Here is a 15,815-nt window from a genome sequence, read left to right on the forward strand (position 1 = left end):
GCATAAGAAAACTCTTATGCGGCGCCGGTGGTTACTCAACCTTTGTGGTTACTTCACCTTTTTCTCGTTGCTGTTGGCGTAATGATCGAACACGTACGCCGTAATGAGCGGAGTCAAAATCGCAGTCACGATAACGGCTGCCGCAACCTGAGCCGTTGCCGCCGCAAGAACGGCGCCGCCATAAACAGCCGGGTTGGCTTCAGCCATTGCCGCGGGAGTCAAGGCATTCGCACCCGCGCAGCTTGAAATGCCAACGCCGGCAACCCCTGTTCCTCCGGTCGCGCGATCAACAAAGAAGTTAATAAACCCGCCGAGGCAGGAGCAAATAATGCCCAAAAGAATTCCGGACGGTCCGGCAGCGATCAGCTGATCGAACTTCATCGTAGTACCCATAGCGAAAAACGTCATCACGATGATTCCTGGAAGCGCGGAAGAAAACATCTTCTTCAAGCTCGGGAAACAGTTACCGAAGATAATGCCGACGATAATTGGAAGCACGGCGCCCAAAAGCGACCAGCCAATAGGAGCCTGACCGGCGGCGCCAAGGGCGATCATGGTAACGGGAGGACCAACAATCAACGTGGTGATTGCAACGGCTCCCTGCTCATACTCATTGCCGTAGTCGGCCATCAAACCTGAATACATCGCGTTGTTGGCACCGGAGCATGCCGCGAGAATAACCATGGCTGACAGACCGAAAAGATTGTCGCCCATAAGGAACAGAACAGCCATCGCAAGGGCGACGCAGAAAATAACCTTTGAAATAATAATGATGGCGCCACGCAGAGCCGCTTTCGGCGCACTCTTGAAAGAAATAGTTGTGCCAACGCACAGCATGAAGGCGCCAACCAGCGCTCCTGTTCCCGAAACGCTCATAGCTTTAGTAAAGCTCCCTAACGTGGGAAGCACCTCAGGAAACACAGTATTAATAAAACAGCCCAGCAGCAAGGGGACAAGAATATTTGCGCCCGGAAGCCTGCCAAGAGCTTTAAAAGGGTGCTGAATAGAAATCGGTTCTTTCATAGTTGATTCCTTAGTGGTCACAAATCTCACCTAGTCCATCACGATTCCGCCATCGCAGTCGCCAACTTCTCCGTTGACGAAGCTCGCAAGGTCGGATGCGAAGAAAAGAACCATCTGCGCCGGCTCAGATGCCTGAGCGGGACGCCCTAAAGGAATAATGCCAACGACTTTTTTGTACTTCTCGGGATCGTTTGAAAGCGCATCTGTCATCTCGGTAATAGTAAAGGAAGGGCAGACGGCATTGCAAGAAATACCAAACTTGCCGCCCTCTTTGGCAATCGCCTTGGTAAAGCCATTCACTCCCGCTTTAGAAGAAGCGTAGGCAACTGTACCAAGCAACCCGCCGCCGATTTTGCCCGCAACAGAGGAAACGTTGACGATACGAGCGCCGCCACGATTCTTAAAGTGCTGCCAAAGCGCATGCGTCACATTATAGGTGCCGGTAAGGTTCGTGTTGATAGTGTTGTTCCATTCCGTATCATCGACCTGATCAAACTGAACAGAACTGATCCGACCCGCGTTGTTGATAAGAATAGAAACGTCGCCGACCTCTTCAAGAATCTTTGCGATAGCAGCTTTAACGCCCTCGGCATCAGAGATGTCCATCTTGTAGAAGTAGTTTCCCTCGCCAAGCTCCTGAACAAACTGCTTGCCCACTTCTTCATTGCGTGCGCATACTACGACGTGGCCTCCACCTGCGACGATACCCTTCGAAATTTCCGCACCAATCCCCGCGGATCCGCCGGTAACCAAAGCAATTTTGCCTGTGAAATCAAACGCCATATGTCCCACTCCTTAACTTTTGACTGTGACTGATATACGGTCACAGAACCTGTGCGATCCCGCAACCTTTCAGTCATTTTTTAACTTGCGTTAAGAAGTGATTAGAAGCCTAAAGAACCGCTACAATGACGGCACCTATATTAGTTGAAACTACTGAGGTATAAAAGCACAAATACTTATTTTTTTGAATCTCTGACATTGCTATAGTTGCGAAAAAACTTCTCCGATGCGGCTATGGATCACGAGGTCAGCTCGCCCATCATAGGGAGTTGGCATGTCGTTGATGATGACCATCTTGTGGCCCGTATAGTAGTCTAAAAGTCCGGCAGCCGGATACACCACCAACGAACTTCCCGCAACGATCAGCACGTCAGCGGCCGCAAGAGCGGCAAGAGCTCTATAAAAAACATCCATGTTCAAGCCCTCACCGTAAAACACAATATCCGGCCTGATAGTTCCTCCGCACGCGCACAGCGGAACCATTGAAGCTGACGCCTCTATCTCATCGAGCGTATAGGCGTGTCCGCAATCAGAACAATAAAAGCGCGTTTCATTGCCATGTAACTCAAATACATTCTCGCTGCCAGCAGCCTGGTGCAGTCCATCAATATTTTGCGTTATTACTGCTTTCAGCTTGCCTTCGCGCTCCCATTGGGCCAGCTTACGATGGGTAACATTGGGCTTTGCCTCGCCAAGGTGGTGAGAATTTCTGAAATAGGTGTAATACGCTTCGGGGAAGTCTTCAAAAATATCAAGCGAGAAAATCTCTTCAAGTGTAATGTCAGACTCCGTTTCCATACGTCCCCAAGACTCAAATTCCGGGTCAACAAGAGCATCGTTACCGGCGTTGCTACCGACATCGTTGCCGATGTTATTACCGACATCATGAGAGGCATCTTCGCTTGAAGCGTTGCAGCCGACAGTCATGGAACCAACTTTAATACCGCCTCGGCTATACAAACCGTCTTTCCCCCTGAAATCGGGAATGCCGCTTTCTGTGGAAACGCCAGCTCCTCCGAAAAAGACAAGGTGAGATGACCCATCGATCCATTGTTTAAGCTGCCGTATAGCATCGGTTACGCCTTGCTGTTCAGCTGTACCAGGTATATTCGTTGTATCGCCCATACCATATCCTTCGGCTCTAGCGCCCATGATGGCTCCCGAACTCTCATGCCTGTCTCTGCAATCAAGCATATACCAATATGCCCTTCATTCAGGCATTTTTTATTTTGAATAAGAAATAGTTAGACAAGGCTAACTCTATGGATTAGAATGACGCTGATTAGAACACACATCGAAAAGAGGTTTTACATGTACCGTTTTTCAACGCCATCCTTTACGAGACGCCAAGCCATGGCCCTTCTCGGCACCTTAGCTGTTACGTCTCTTGCAGGCTGTACGGGCAAGAACCCTTCCTCTTCCGACCCGAAAGAGACTGAAAAGCCACTTGTACTGACCACGTTTACGGTCATCCAGGACATTGCCGCAAATATTGCCGGAGACGTTTGCGACGTACAGTCCATCACGAAGGCGGGAGCGGAAATCCACGATTACGAACCGACTCCTGAAGACCTGAAGCTCGCACAGAAAGCCAATCTGATTCTCAATAACGGTCTTGGACTTGAACGCTGGTTTGAGCGCTTTGTCGCCGATTCAAACGCAGAACGCGTAGATTTGAGCCAGGGGATTACTCCTATGAACATCGCTGAGGGAGAGTACGCGGGAGAAGCAAATCCACACGCATGGATGTCTCCTGCAAATGGACAGATTTACGTCGACAACATCGTGAAAGGCCTTAGTGCTTTAGTGCCTGATCATGCGGACGACTTTACAAAAAACGGCGAAACGTATAAAGACAAGCTTCAGAAGATTTCCTCGGATCTCACAGAAGAGCTCTCTTCCCTACCCCAAAATCAGCGGACGTTGGTAACGTGCGAAGGCGCCTTTTCCTATCTCTGCCGTGACACCGGGTTAAACGAGATTTACCTTTGGCCGGTCAACGCTTCCGAAGAAGGTACTCCACAGCAGATTGCAAAGGTGGTTGAAGAGGTAAAGAAGCAGCAGGTTCGTGCTGTCTTCTGCGAATCGACCGTCAGTCCTAAAGCCATGCAGCAAGTCGCTGACGAAACAGGAGCTATCCTCAAGACGGACGAAGCTCACATGCTCTATGTAGACTCGCTTTCCGAGACAACGGGACCCGTACCCACCTATCTTGATCTTCTTAAGCACGATGCAGACGTTATTGTCGAAGGACTTACAGGAAAGAGCGCGAATTAACATGTCACTCAATGTTTCGGGCGTATCCGCCTGGTATGAAGGGACTCAAGATAAAACGCCCGTCATCCACGATATTACCTTCACCCTCAAAAGCGGCAGACTCTGTGCTCTTGTGGGCGTCAACGGAGCCGGCAAATCAACGTTGTTCAAAGCCTTGATGGAACTCATTCCGTTCAACGGATCCATCACGTGGAAGGGGCAGCCCTTTCGTGAGGCAAGACGCCAGGGACTCATAGGTTACGTTCCGCAGACAGAGGCCATTGACGGTTCCTTCCCGCTGCTGGTAGAAGATGTCGTCATGCAGGGGCGGTACTGCCATCAGGGCTGGTTCCGCGTTCCCTCGCAAGAAGATCGCAAGCTTGTAGCCCAAGCTTTGGATCGAGTAGGACTTTTGGAATTGATAGACAGACCACTTTCACAGCTTTCCGGCGGCCAGCGCAAGCGTGTTTTTGTAGCGCGTGGTATTGCCCAAAAAGCTGAGTTGCTCCTGCTGGACGAACCGTTCGCCGGAGTCGATGCAAAGTCTGAAGCAATCATCACTCAGCAGCTCCGCGTTCTTGCAGAGGAGGGACGCACACTGCTCGTCTCCATTCACGACATCCATTCGGCCCGAGAGAATTTTCAGGATTGCTTAGTTATCAACAAGACGATAACCGCCCAGGGCCTCGCGGCAGATGTTTTGAGCAGCACTGAGCTTCTCGCCAGCTTAGGGCTCAGCGAACACGGACACATTGAGGAGGTGCCCCATGCCTGAGATCGAGATTCTCAAATACGCGTTTATGCAGCGTGCCTTGGTAACAGGCCTTGCTACCGCACTCGTATGCGGCCTTTTGAGTTGTTGGATTACGCATATGGGCTGGTCGCTTATGGGCGACGCCATCTCACACTCCATCCTTCCCGGCGTCGTTATCTCCCATCTTGTAGGGCTGCCGTATCTCGTGGGCGCACTGGTGTTCGCACTCATTACGGTAGTACTCGTTGGACAGGTCAAAAAGAGTCAGATTGTCAAACCCGATACAGCCATCGGCATCGTGTTCACCACATTTTTCGCCCTTGGTACTGTCTTGATATCCAAAGTACCCAGTCAAATCAACCTTTCGCATATTCTCTTTGGCAACTTGCTGGGAGTCACTGTTCCCGACATGCTGCAGGTACTTCTCATTGGTCTCCCGATCGCGCTTATCCTTGTGCTTAAAAACAGAGACCTCACGCTCCTCGCATTCGATCCTACCCATGCGCAGGCAATTGGCCTTTCCGTACGATGGCTGACGTCACTTTTGCTTATTGCCCTTGCCTTGGCTATCGTCATATCACTGCAGGCGGTAGGCGTCATTCTGTCCGTTTCGCTTTTAATTGTTCCGGGGGCGTGTGCTCGGCTTCTTACGAATCGTATGCGCCACATGCTTTGGATCTCCCCGCTCATCGCTATCGTGAGCGTGCTTATTGGCATTACTGGCAGCTATTATTTTGACGCTTCGTCCGGCGGCATGATTGGTCTTACTCTTGGAATTATCTTCTGCATTATTTTTGTTATCAGAAGTCTGCCTTCTTTGGACCGTGTTTAGAAAGTTCCGATCCGGGTAAGGACATACCACGATAAAACTTCAACCTGGTTTACATCGTTTGTAAACCAGGTTCTTTGATTTGGAGACTGATGTGAACATGCTACAAGACATGTGGGCACTTCTTGTCTCTCGCTGGGATTTTTTCAGCCGACTACTCCTCGAGCACATTCAGATCTCCTTCACAGCAGTCGTCATTGCCATCATCGTCGGTGGTGTGACCGGTATTCTTATAAGCCGCTTTCAAAGAACCGCAAAGCTTACACTTGCTGTCATCAACTTTCTCTATACCATTCCATCCATCTCTATGCTTGGTTTTTTAATTCCGTTTTCAGGGATTGGCAATGCAACCGCCATTATTGCCCTGACCGTATATGCACTGCTCCCCATGGTTATCAACACGCACACCGGACTTACCAACATTGATCCGTTACTCATTGAAGCCGCCGAGGGCATGGGCAGCACTACGTTGCAGACACTTGTCAAGGTCAAAATCCCTCTGGCGCTTCCTATCATCATGTCAGGTATTCGCAGCATGACTGTCATGACCATTGCACTGGGTGGCATTGCATCCTTTATCGGCGCGGGAGGCTTAGGTGTTGCCATTTATAGAGGCATTACCACTAATAACTCAGCTATGACCATGGATGGAAGTCTCCTTATTGCTTTTCTCGCCTTAATTGTTGATTTCTTACTGGGATGTATCGAGAAGCGCATGAGACTTAGAAGCGCTCGAGCGCGTCAACGCAATAAAATTGCCGGTATTATAGGCGTTATTCTTACTGCCCTCGCTGCTATAGCGCTATTTTTGCCTTTTGGTCAGAAAGAAACTATCAATATTGCAACCAAACCGATGACCGAGCAATACATACTTGGCGAGGCTCTCAAGGAACTCATTGAAAGCAAAACAGACCTCAAAGTCAACCTCACGCAGGGAGTTGGCGGCGGCACCTCAAACATTCATCCTGGCATGGAGAAAGGTTCGTTTGACATTTATCCGGAATACACGGGCACCGGATGGAACCTAGTCTTGAAAAACACTGATTTCTATTCCAACGACAAGTTCTCACAACTTCAAAGCGAATACCAACAGAAATACAATATGCACTGGCTGGGCATGTATGGATTTGAAAATACCTTTGGCCTTGCAGTCAGAAAAGACATCGCAGAAAAGTATAATCTGCAAACCTACTCTGATCTTGCACGCATCTCCAACCAACTGACCTTTGGCGGAGAATATGATTTCTTTGAACGTGAAGACGGATATGCCGCCCTTTGCTCGACATACGGAATGACTTTCAAAAATACCGTTGATTTAGACATCGGTCTTAAGTATGAAGCCATGAGCCAGGGAAAAATCGACGCCATGATAGTCTTTACCACTGACGGCAAGCTCAATACTGCAAATATTGTCCTCTTGAAAGATGACCGTCACTTCTTCGCCTCATACCAGGCGGGCAATGTGGTCAGAGATGAGGTTTTGCAAAAATATCCTGAGCTCAAGGCTCTTCTCGATAGCCTTACCAATACCATCACCAACGAGGATATGGCTCGCATGAATTACGAAGTTGAAACCAATGGCAAAGAACCCAAAGACGTAGCTCATGAATACCTGATATCCAAAGGTCTCATTTAGGAGGTGACACCCATGATAGCCGCAATTGAATTCAAAAACATCCATAAGACCTATGGTGAAAAAATCATCATCAACAATCTTTCCCTCACAATCGGGCAAGGGGAATTCGTCACGTTCATCGGATCTTCAGGTTGTGGCAAGACAACGCTTCTCAAAATGGTCAATGGCCTTACTATGCCTACCAGCGGAAACGTCCTTGTTAACGGAGAAGACATTCACGAGAAAAACCTCATTGAACTCAGGAGAAATATTGGCTACGCCATTCAAGGCAGCGTTTTGTTCCCCCATATGACCGTTGAACAAAATATTGCCTATGTACCGAATCTCCTGAATAAAAAAGATACCAAGCGAACCAAAGATGCCGTCGCCAAATGGATGCAAATCGTAGGTCTTGACGAAGAATTTAAGAACCATTATCCTGCCGAACTCTCCGGTGGTCAGGCGCAGCGCGTAGGTATTGCCCGTTCTCTTGCAGCATCGCCCAGCATCCTACTTATGGACGAGCCTTTTGGCGCGGTTGATGAAATTACTCGTGATCAACTCCAGGAGGAAATTAAGCGTATCCACAATGAAACGCATATCACCGTTCTCTTTGTCACCCATGATATTTCCGAAGCGCTCAAGCTGGGTACAAAGGTATTGGTTATGGATGCAGGAAAAATTCAGCAATATGGAACGCCTCACGAGATCTTCCACAACCCTGCGACAGACTTTGTCAGGCAATTGGTAAAACGCGGCGTCTACCAGGATCTGTCTCTTGAAAACGATTGATTGTATTCGACTACGCTGGAGCACCGTTTATACATCAGGCATATATTCAGTCAAGCAGGCATCGAGGCCAACTTTCAGCGCTTCATGATCCATGTGTCGTCCAATAAAGCAGAGCTTTGTTTGGCGATCCCCTAGTTCGGGGTCCCATTCTTCACGCAGCTCGGGCTTCTCGTCAAGCAATGTTTCACGCGCCTCAGGCGGCATAGAGTCGTAGAAAAGGCCGTTCTCGTAGAATTGCACCTGCTTGCCGGCCTGCTCAAAGACGTAACTCATATCGGGATCTTGCGCCGCCCAAAGCGACCCCTTCACGCGAATGATGCTCTTGGGCCATTCGGATACAAACTTGTTGAGCTTATCCAAGTCAAAGGGCTTGCGGCGCTTGTATACAAAGGTTGTAATCTCGTATTCAAGCACCTCTGGATCTTCATGCTCTTCCGGATGTTCCATCGCGTCCATCCATGTTGCTGAGGCATACGCTTTATCAAAATCAAAGCGACTGGTATTGATAAGTTCGCTCATAGCGATGTCGCCGTTTTGAACTTCAACAATGACAGCATCTCTCTGCAAACCTCGCACCAAAGCCCTGAGTTCCGACAACTGTCCCTTGGTCACAAGATCAGTCTTGTTCAGGATGAGTGTCGAGCAAAACTCAATCTGTTGAATCAAAAGATTCTCAATATCGTCCTCTTCTATGTCATCGGCGAGAAGAGCTTTTCCACCGTTGAACTCATCATACATGCGAGCACAGTCGACTACGGCAACGATATTATCAAGACTCAGATGGGAGTGCTTAGCCGTATGCTGGCTCTGATTGCAAAATGCCGAGATGGTATAGGTAATGGGAATGGGTTCGCAAATACCCGACGCCTCGATAATGATGTAATCGAACTCCCCAGTATCAGCCAAATCGCCAAGCTGCAAGGCAAGATCATTTGAAAGCGTGCAGCAAAGACAGCCATTTGTCAGAGGAATGACATCGCCCTCTTTTGCATATCCGCCATCTCGAATCAAACCCGCGTCCACATTAATTTCACCGATGTCATTCACAATAACGGCAGCGCGAATATCCTGCGTATTGGAGAGGATCTGGTTCAAAATGGTTGTTTTCCCTGCACCGAGATATCCGGTAAGCAAGGCGATTTTGACTTCCTTGGGCTCGACCATCACAAACTCCCGTCACTGTCATACAGAGGACCCCGACCCGAAAGTCGGGGTCCTCGCGTACACATCACAATACCATGTCTGACACCTGGCGCTTTTCACAGCGCTTCTCACAGCACCTCCACGTTCTTCGCAGCACCTCACAGCGCTTCTCACAGCGTTTCTCGCGCTGCTTCTCGTGCTTCTCGCGTTTTCTCGCATAACTCCTAGAAGCTGCCACGCTCAATAATGGTGCCTTCCTTCATAATCACATCCATGTTTTCAGGCGTAAGGTCATGAATGTTAGAGACGACATCGCCCTTAACAACCAGAAGGTCAGCAGAGAGACCTTCCTTAACAGCACCGAACTCGTTCTCTTTACCGAGCATCTTGGCGCCGTTGTAGGTTGCAGCGGAAATGGTATCAAGAATGGAAACGCCAACCTTGTCGACAAAGTCATACATCTCATCAATGGTGACATAGCCGTACGGCGTCACAAAGCTGAAGGAGTCGGAGCCGATGGTGATGGTAATGCCCAGCTCATACGCCTTACGAAGGTTCTCGTAGGTGCGCGCGAGGCCCTTCTCGACAACCGTCTCGCCCGGGAATGCGTCAAGCTCAGGAGTCCAGTCAGGCGGATAGGTGGAATACCATGTGGGCAAGAAGCCGATGGTAGGCGTAAAGAATGTCCCCTGTTCAGCCATGAGTTTCATAGTGCGCTCGTCAAGCTCAAAGCCGTGGATAAGCTGCGTGCAGCCAAAGCGCACGCAATCGTATGCGGCGTCAAAGTTATTGTATGAGTGTGCATACAGAGGAATTCCTACCAGCTTGCACTCATCGGCAATGGCCTTGATTTCTTCTGTCGAGAAGAGCTGCAGACGATCAGAGTCCCAACGCCAGATACCGCCACCGGTAGCCCAGATTTTGATACCATCGGGATTCTCGCGCAGACGACGACGGATTGCCTTCCGAAGCTCCCACGGGCCATCGACCTGGTCGCCCCACGGATGACCGTCTTTGGAAATCTGCAGCGGCAGATGGTGAGAGTCGCCGTGACCGGCAACGCGGCAGAAGCCAAGACCGGTTGCAAAGATGCGCGGACCTGTCATAACGCCCATGTTGACCAAATCACGGATAGCAATACCGTTACGGCCAATCTCAACAACGGTAGTCAAGCCATGCGTGAGAGCATCATATGCCTGCTTCACCGCGCATGCCTGCTTCTGAGCCACAGACTCAATAACCCAGTCATTATCATTGTCGGTAAGGTTACCTGAAAAGTGCAGGTGAGAATCGATTAAACCCGGCATAACCGTATGACCGGTTGCGTCATAGATTTCATAGCCCTCAGGAACTTCAGTGCGAGTACCCGCGTAGGCAATCGTTTTGTCATCGACAAGGACAACGGAATCTTCAACAGGAGCAGCACCGGTTCCGTCAATAAGCTTACCACCCACAAAAGCGTGCTTACTCATACGTCTCACATCCTTTTTCCACTTTGTCTGCTCAACTTTTGCGCAGAAACCATAGACTTATCTGGATAGTAAGACTAGGTAAACTTATAGACAAGAATCCTTCTTAAGTAAGCGGTAAATGGAGCAAAACCGTCTACAAACGGATGCGCGAGAGATGCTACATCGTGCGTTTGATGATGAAATCGAATGCGCGCGTAGGAAGCACCGCATGCCAGAAAACCCCGGCATGCGCTCCTGCTCCCGCAAGATAGCGAGTTTTCGGTCTGCGCACGTTTACCGCTTTAAGGATGGCCTTTACCACCACACTCGGTCTGCTCGCAATCGGTCCGTTATAAATTCCCCGAATGCTGCGAGCAGTTTCGATGGCCCGGTGTTCATATACGCTACCGCGAGAAGATGCCTCCAGGTGGTCGGCCGCGATATAGGGCCAGTTGGTTTTTATGAAACCCGGCTCAATAAGAACCACGTCAATACCAAAATCACTCAGCTCCATACGTAGGGCATCAGAAAGCGCCTCTACGGAGTATTTTGTCGCATGGTACCAGCCACCAAGATAGCTCACCAGGCGGCCTCCCACCGAGCCGATATTGATGATCCGACCACGTCCCTTCATGCGCATATACGGAAGAACCCTTTTGGTAAGCTCAGCCAAGCCGAAGACATTAACCTCAAATTGGTGGTGCGCTTCGTCAGAAGTCACATCTTCAATGGCTCCAAACGACCCATAGCCTGCATTGTTTATCAATACGTCAATACGTCCCTGCTCACTGACTATCCGCTTAACCGTGGCAGTGCAGGAATGCGCATCGGTGATATCCAGGTGCAGCGGGTGAACGCCACATGAAATCAACGGCGCGATTTTCTCGACACGTCGAGCGGCGCCATAAACAATATGTCCCTGCTTGGCAAGAGCTTCCGCAGCTCTGTAGCCCATGCCGCCGCTGGCCCCCGTTATGAGAATGACTTTTGGATCCATGCGTATCACCTTAAAGACTAAAAACCGTATGCAACAAAAAACCACTGGCAAAGGAGCACGTGTTGGCCACCAGCGAAAGTTCTACCGGATGTTCAAAGCGGTATGTTATCCGATAGAGAATACTCTCGACAACGATTGCGCTCAACTCCAAGAAACCCACCGCAATATAATAAAGCACAAAATCTTGCGTAAGATCTGCCGCAAGAAGGGACAGGTACACCACAAGCGGATTCGTTGCCACTTGAGCAAGAGTCACAACCAACAGGCGCCGCACGTCCCGGATATGAAACAGAAACGCAGCAACAATAAGCTCGACGGCAATCGTTACCGTCAAGCTCCGGACAAAAACAAAAAGCATCTCTTGGATGAGGCCGACGCTACACTCCACAAGCATCAGCCTGATTGGCACAGTAAAGCCCTCCAAGAAGTAACGCGAGCGATACGGCTGCCAGCGCTACAAGCACAAACGGACTTGACGGGGCAAACCCCAAAAGCGCCGGCAGTGAGCCTACCGCCAACGAAAACGAAGCAATGCCAAAGGCCGTACCCCTGGCGCAAGGTAAAAGTCGGGCAAGGACGGACAGCGTAATCGGCATCGTAAAGTTAAATAAAAACACCGCGAGAAGCCCCGCTACCGGATATTCCCACGCAAACAAAAACAAGAGCATCGAAGTTGCAAGAGAGACGGCAGACGTCAAACGCAGTCCGTATTTGTCGGCGACCACACCACCGCAGGCTTTTCCAACGACAACGCCCCCTACCGCAAAGGCCGCAAGAAGTGGATCTGCCTTCCACGGAAACGTCATCACCATACCTGCATAACTACGGAGAAGTACGGTTGTTGCCAAAAGAACTACCGCCATCGTCCGAGCGCGCGTAAATGTTGGCATCATAAAAGGCAAATTGTGCTTTTGCCAATGCTTTACGTTCATACGCCATAGGGCAAAAACCAGAGCGGCGCAAATCAAAAGTAACGTCAATAATGTAAACGCAACCAGGAGTTTGTTTCTTTGGAACAAGAGTGTTGACAGAAAAACTCCTGCCGCTCCGGTTGAAATGAAAATACCGGACGGCGCCGTGCGCTTCTCGGAAACATTCAGTACGTCAATGCCGCCGGCGCAGTGAAATGCCGCATTCCCTATGGACAAGAAACATACCGCAATCCAGGCACAAACTCCTAAAGGAACCAGAGAGACAACGATACCAAACGCAATAAGAGCAAAAGAAACCAATGCTGCGCGCTGGTTCTTGTCGACACGGTCAAGAAGCGCACCTATGGGAAGCTGCAGTGCAAAGGCAAACATGTCGTATAAGAGAATTGCGAAAAACACCGCAAACGGACTTGGCTGATTGGATGTGCCGGCAAGATCCAGCGTTGAACTCACTGCTCCGAGCATCGTGGATACACAGGCAAGATCCACAACAAAATGGCAGATGGCATAGGTAAAAACCATCGACCCTACTGCCGACGGTTCGGGAACAGAAACCTCTCCTTCATGCGTCGTATAAGACATCGTGTGTGCCACGTCCGCTGCACTCATCCGTATCACCCCCAACACATACGCGCGCTATTTTTTACTTTTTATGATGGCAATAACCGCAATGATTGCAAATGCGAGAATAAGCACCGGCACTATAACGGCAAGTGCGTTACCAGTGCCGTTTGTTTGCGCAATCGTCTCGATAACCCTATGGGTAGGAGACTCCAACTTGGGCGCGGGTATCGCATCCGCATAAACAGTAAGGGGAAAGAGCATAAGACATGCCATAAGTAACAGTGATGTTGAAAGTAATACCGATGTTGAAAAAATCTTACGCCGGGACATATCAGCCTCCACTCAACTCAACAACGTCGGATAATGCGTATGGGCGTCATCGAGACAATACAGCGTTTTATCCAGATACCGACGCGCCCACCACTGTGCCTGCACAAGGTCGGCATCATGCCAATTCCCGCATTCTTCAGGACGTGCACCGGGAATCTCACCCTCATAATCACGGGCAAACTCAAAGAGGCGCTTGACCAGGTCGGCTATATCAGCCGGTTCTGCCTCACCGAATACGACGAGGTAAAAACCTGTACGGCATCCCATGGGTCCAAAATAAATAACGCGAGAAGACCACGCGGGGTCATTGCGCAAAAACGTCGCTCCAAGATGCTCAAGAGCATGCACCGCAGCGGTATCCATGACAGGCTCACGGTTCGGAGCCGTAAGGCGCAAATCAAAGGTAGTTACTACCGCGCCGCTCTTCTCGTCAACATCACGACGTGACACGTATACGCCTGGCTCAAGAACCCTATGATCAACGGAAAAGCTTGCAATACGTTCCATGCGACCTCCTTCGCGCCTCTCATTAATCGCGCGCTGCTTCCTATAATCATAAACGAACTCAGACCGACCATATAAGACCGACACACAATCTAAAAAGACTCTGCCGAGAAGCACCTGAATGGAGGCACTTCTCGGCAGATACAACGTTCGCGAGAGCAATTACTACTCAATACCAACCATTACATCGGTTGCCTTGATAACAGCAAGAGCAGGATCTCCCACCTTAAGACCAAGCGATTCAATGGCCTCATTGGTAATGGAGCCGGAAATCACAATACCATCGGCTGTCTCAAGGGAGACATGACCATTAACAGCACCTTCGGTCACCTTGATGATAGTGCCGGGAAACTGATTGCGAGCGGAAATGTTGGCAATACGTTCAGAGCCCGAAGCGAACATAACATTGGTAGCTTTGATAATGGCATATGCGGCCTTACCTTCAGTCAGGCTAAGCTCCTTGATAGATTCTCTGGTAATGTCGGCCTTGACCTCTTCGTTGCCCAAAGAGATTACGACAACGCCGTTGACAGCACCTTCGATAACTTTAACAATAGTACCTTTAAATTGATTACGTGCGGAAATACGCATATCCTGTCCTTACATCAAACGTTTACAGACCGTATTACTATACCCAAGTAATCGCATCCTACCCATCCTTATTCAGGATTCTTGGCGGCAAGGATAAGGTCGATTTCGTTTTCTGTAAGTTCATAATTCAGGTAGGTCTTATAGAAATCGTTGACCTTAGCGCGGATATCAAGATCGGGGAAGAGGTCCGGATGCAGCAATGCGGAGACCCACTGAATCTGCAGCAGTTCCTCAACGCCATAGCGATCCCAGCCAAAGACGCCCTTGGGGTTTACATAGACTTTCTTATCCTTAACTGCTGAAATGGAAGCCCAAGCGGGATCAGCCAAAATCTGGTCGACTTCTTCAGCCTTACCGGTAATGATAACCTCAGGGTTCCAGGCAATAATCTGCTCAAGCGAGAATTTCTGCTGCGCATTACCTTTGGTGCTTTCGGTAACGGCATTCTTGCCACCGGCCGTCTCAATCCAGGTATCAATGATGGTATCTTTGCCGTCGAGGGTAAACGTGTACACGGAAGTGCCGTGCATGACGCTCGGACGGTCATTCTCGCCAAGGTTGTCAGTTTTCTCTTTAACGAATGCAACCGTAGAGGAAAGTTCCTCATTGTATTTCTTGGCAATATCAACAGCCTTGCCACCGTAAACCTTACCGGTCAGTTCGATAGATTTCTGCATGGTGTCGTACGTATTAAAGGAGCAGTTGACCAAAGGAATACCAAGCTCTTTTGCCTTGTCTCGAAGATTCTCATTGGAATCAAAGATGACTTGCGGCTCAAGCTTTGCAAGTTCTTCGAAGTTAAAGTCTTTTCCAAAGGTAACCGTAGCCTTCTCCATATTCGGACAAACCTTATACATCCACGGGAAGCTTTTCTTATCACAATGAGTCGCTACAAGACCCTCAGCTCCGGTAAGCATGATGGTAATCTCATTGTGCGCATACCAGCTGTCAGCATACTTGGTGGGATTCACGGGCACTTCAACCTCAGTGCCATTCATGTCGGTAACCGTCTGTGTACTCGGTTGCTGAGACTCTTCCTTCTTGCTCGTATCCTCGGTCTTGGTGCCACTGCAAGCAGCAAGGCCGCTGCCGGTAAGACCAAGCATACTTGCCATACCCGCATACTTGAGGAAATCACGTCTGCTTACTGACGAAAGATTTGCACCCTTGTTGTAGTCAATGTTCTCGTTGTGCTCTCTGGATTCCATGTGTTTTCCTTTCATTTGAACCTAACCTGTCTGCCCGCTTTTC

At 49.5% G+C, this 15,815-nt stretch carries 17 protein-coding genes; 5 read left to right on the forward strand and 12 right to left on the reverse strand.

Annotated elements, in window-relative coordinates:
- Positions 1-48: 48 nt before the first annotated feature.
- From HMPREF1527_RS04010 to HMPREF1527_RS04020, 3 genes are all read right to left on the reverse strand, one after another.
- On the reverse strand, positions 49-1,023 hold the full coding sequence (locus HMPREF1527_RS04010; RefSeq protein WP_016477423.1) for a 2-keto-3-deoxygluconate permease: 975 nt from the start codon (positions 1,021-1,023) through the stop codon (positions 49-51).
- Positions 1,024-1,053: 30 nt separating this feature from the next.
- Positions 1,054-1,806 (reverse strand): SDR family NAD(P)-dependent oxidoreductase, encoded by a 753-nt coding sequence (locus HMPREF1527_RS04015; protein WP_016477424.1) that lies wholly within the window; start codon positions 1,804-1,806, stop codon positions 1,054-1,056.
- A gap of 201 nt (positions 1,807-2,007) precedes the next feature.
- Positions 2,008-2,958, reverse strand: coding sequence for an NAD-dependent deacylase (locus tag HMPREF1527_RS04020; RefSeq protein WP_016477425.1), 951 nt, complete (start codon positions 2,956-2,958; stop codon positions 2,008-2,010).
- A gap of 159 nt (positions 2,959-3,117) precedes the next feature.
- Here HMPREF1527_RS04020 and HMPREF1527_RS04025 point away from each other — a divergent pair, with 159 nt between their 5' ends.
- The 5 genes from HMPREF1527_RS04025 (at position 3,118) to HMPREF1527_RS04045 (ending at position 8,052) form a co-directional block, all read left to right on the forward strand.
- Positions 3,118-4,083 (forward strand): metal ABC transporter substrate-binding protein, encoded by a 966-nt coding sequence (locus HMPREF1527_RS04025; RefSeq protein ID WP_016477426.1) that lies wholly within the window; start codon positions 3,118-3,120, stop codon positions 4,081-4,083.
- A gap of 1 nt (position 4,084) precedes the next feature.
- On the forward strand, positions 4,085-4,837 hold the full coding sequence (locus HMPREF1527_RS04030; protein ID WP_016477427.1) for a metal ABC transporter ATP-binding protein: 753 nt from the start codon (positions 4,085-4,087) through the stop codon (positions 4,835-4,837).
- On the forward strand, positions 4,830-5,648 hold the full coding sequence (locus tag HMPREF1527_RS04035) for a metal ABC transporter permease (RefSeq protein WP_016477428.1): 819 nt from the start codon (positions 4,830-4,832) through the stop codon (positions 5,646-5,648). The genes HMPREF1527_RS04030 and HMPREF1527_RS04035 overlap by 8 nt, the downstream gene beginning before the upstream one ends.
- 97 nt (positions 5,649-5,745) lie before the next feature.
- Positions 5,746-7,281, forward strand: a complete 1,536-nt coding sequence (locus HMPREF1527_RS04040) for a glycine betaine ABC transporter substrate-binding protein (protein ID WP_035433963.1) — start codon at positions 5,746-5,748, stop codon at positions 7,279-7,281.
- A gap of 12 nt (positions 7,282-7,293) precedes the next feature.
- Positions 7,294-8,052, forward strand: coding sequence for an ABC transporter ATP-binding protein (locus tag HMPREF1527_RS04045; protein ID WP_016477430.1), 759 nt, complete (start codon positions 7,294-7,296; stop codon positions 8,050-8,052).
- 27 nt (positions 8,053-8,079) lie between these two features.
- Here HMPREF1527_RS04045 and HMPREF1527_RS04050 read toward each other — a convergent pair whose 3' ends face one another.
- From HMPREF1527_RS04050 to HMPREF1527_RS04090, 9 genes are all read right to left on the reverse strand, one after another.
- On the reverse strand, positions 8,080-9,216 hold the full coding sequence (locus HMPREF1527_RS04050) for a GTP-binding protein (protein ID WP_016477431.1): 1,137 nt from the start codon (positions 9,214-9,216) through the stop codon (positions 8,080-8,082).
- 203 nt (positions 9,217-9,419) lie between these two features.
- Positions 9,420-10,667 carry an amidohydrolase family protein gene (locus HMPREF1527_RS04055; protein WP_016477432.1) on the reverse strand — a complete coding sequence of 416 codons (1,248 nt, stop codon included), beginning with the start codon at positions 10,665-10,667 and terminating at the stop codon, positions 9,420-9,422.
- A 157-nt stretch (positions 10,668-10,824) separates the two neighbouring features.
- Positions 10,825-11,643 carry an oxidoreductase gene (locus HMPREF1527_RS04060; RefSeq protein WP_016477433.1) on the reverse strand — a complete coding sequence of 273 codons (819 nt, stop codon included), beginning with the start codon at positions 11,641-11,643 and terminating at the stop codon, positions 10,825-10,827.
- A gap of 10 nt (positions 11,644-11,653) precedes the next feature.
- Positions 11,654-12,052, reverse strand: coding sequence for a hypothetical protein (locus tag HMPREF1527_RS04065; RefSeq protein WP_016477434.1), 399 nt, complete (start codon positions 12,050-12,052; stop codon positions 11,654-11,656).
- The gene (locus HMPREF1527_RS04070) at positions 12,021-13,169 is read right to left on the reverse strand and encodes a fosmidomycin resistance protein (protein ID WP_232209526.1); all 1,149 of its coding nucleotides are present in this window, start codon (positions 13,167-13,169) and stop codon (positions 12,021-12,023) included. Before HMPREF1527_RS04070 ends, HMPREF1527_RS04065 begins: the two co-directional genes overlap by 32 nt.
- A 42-nt stretch (positions 13,170-13,211) precedes the next feature.
- Positions 13,212-13,469 carry a hypothetical protein gene (locus tag HMPREF1527_RS04075; RefSeq protein WP_016477436.1) on the reverse strand — a complete coding sequence of 86 codons (258 nt, stop codon included), beginning with the start codon at positions 13,467-13,469 and terminating at the stop codon, positions 13,212-13,214.
- Between the two features lie 12 nt (positions 13,470-13,481).
- Positions 13,482-13,976: an S-ribosylhomocysteine lyase gene (locus tag HMPREF1527_RS04080; protein WP_016477437.1), complete on the reverse strand. Its 495-nt coding sequence runs from the start codon at positions 13,974-13,976 to the stop codon at positions 13,482-13,484.
- A gap of 162 nt (positions 13,977-14,138) precedes the next feature.
- On the reverse strand, positions 14,139-14,564 hold the full coding sequence (locus HMPREF1527_RS04085; protein WP_016477438.1) for a molybdopterin-binding protein: 426 nt from the start codon (positions 14,562-14,564) through the stop codon (positions 14,139-14,141).
- A gap of 68 nt (positions 14,565-14,632) precedes the next feature.
- Positions 14,633-15,772 (reverse strand): ABC transporter substrate-binding protein, encoded by a 1,140-nt coding sequence (locus HMPREF1527_RS04090; RefSeq protein ID WP_016477439.1) that lies wholly within the window; start codon positions 15,770-15,772, stop codon positions 14,633-14,635.
- Positions 15,773-15,815: the final 43 nt, after the last annotated feature.

It is taken from the genome of Atopobium sp. oral taxon 199 str. F0494 (assembly GCF_000411555.1).
In the GTDB taxonomy this organism is placed as follows: Bacteria; Actinomycetota; Coriobacteriia; order Coriobacteriales; family Atopobiaceae; genus Lancefieldella.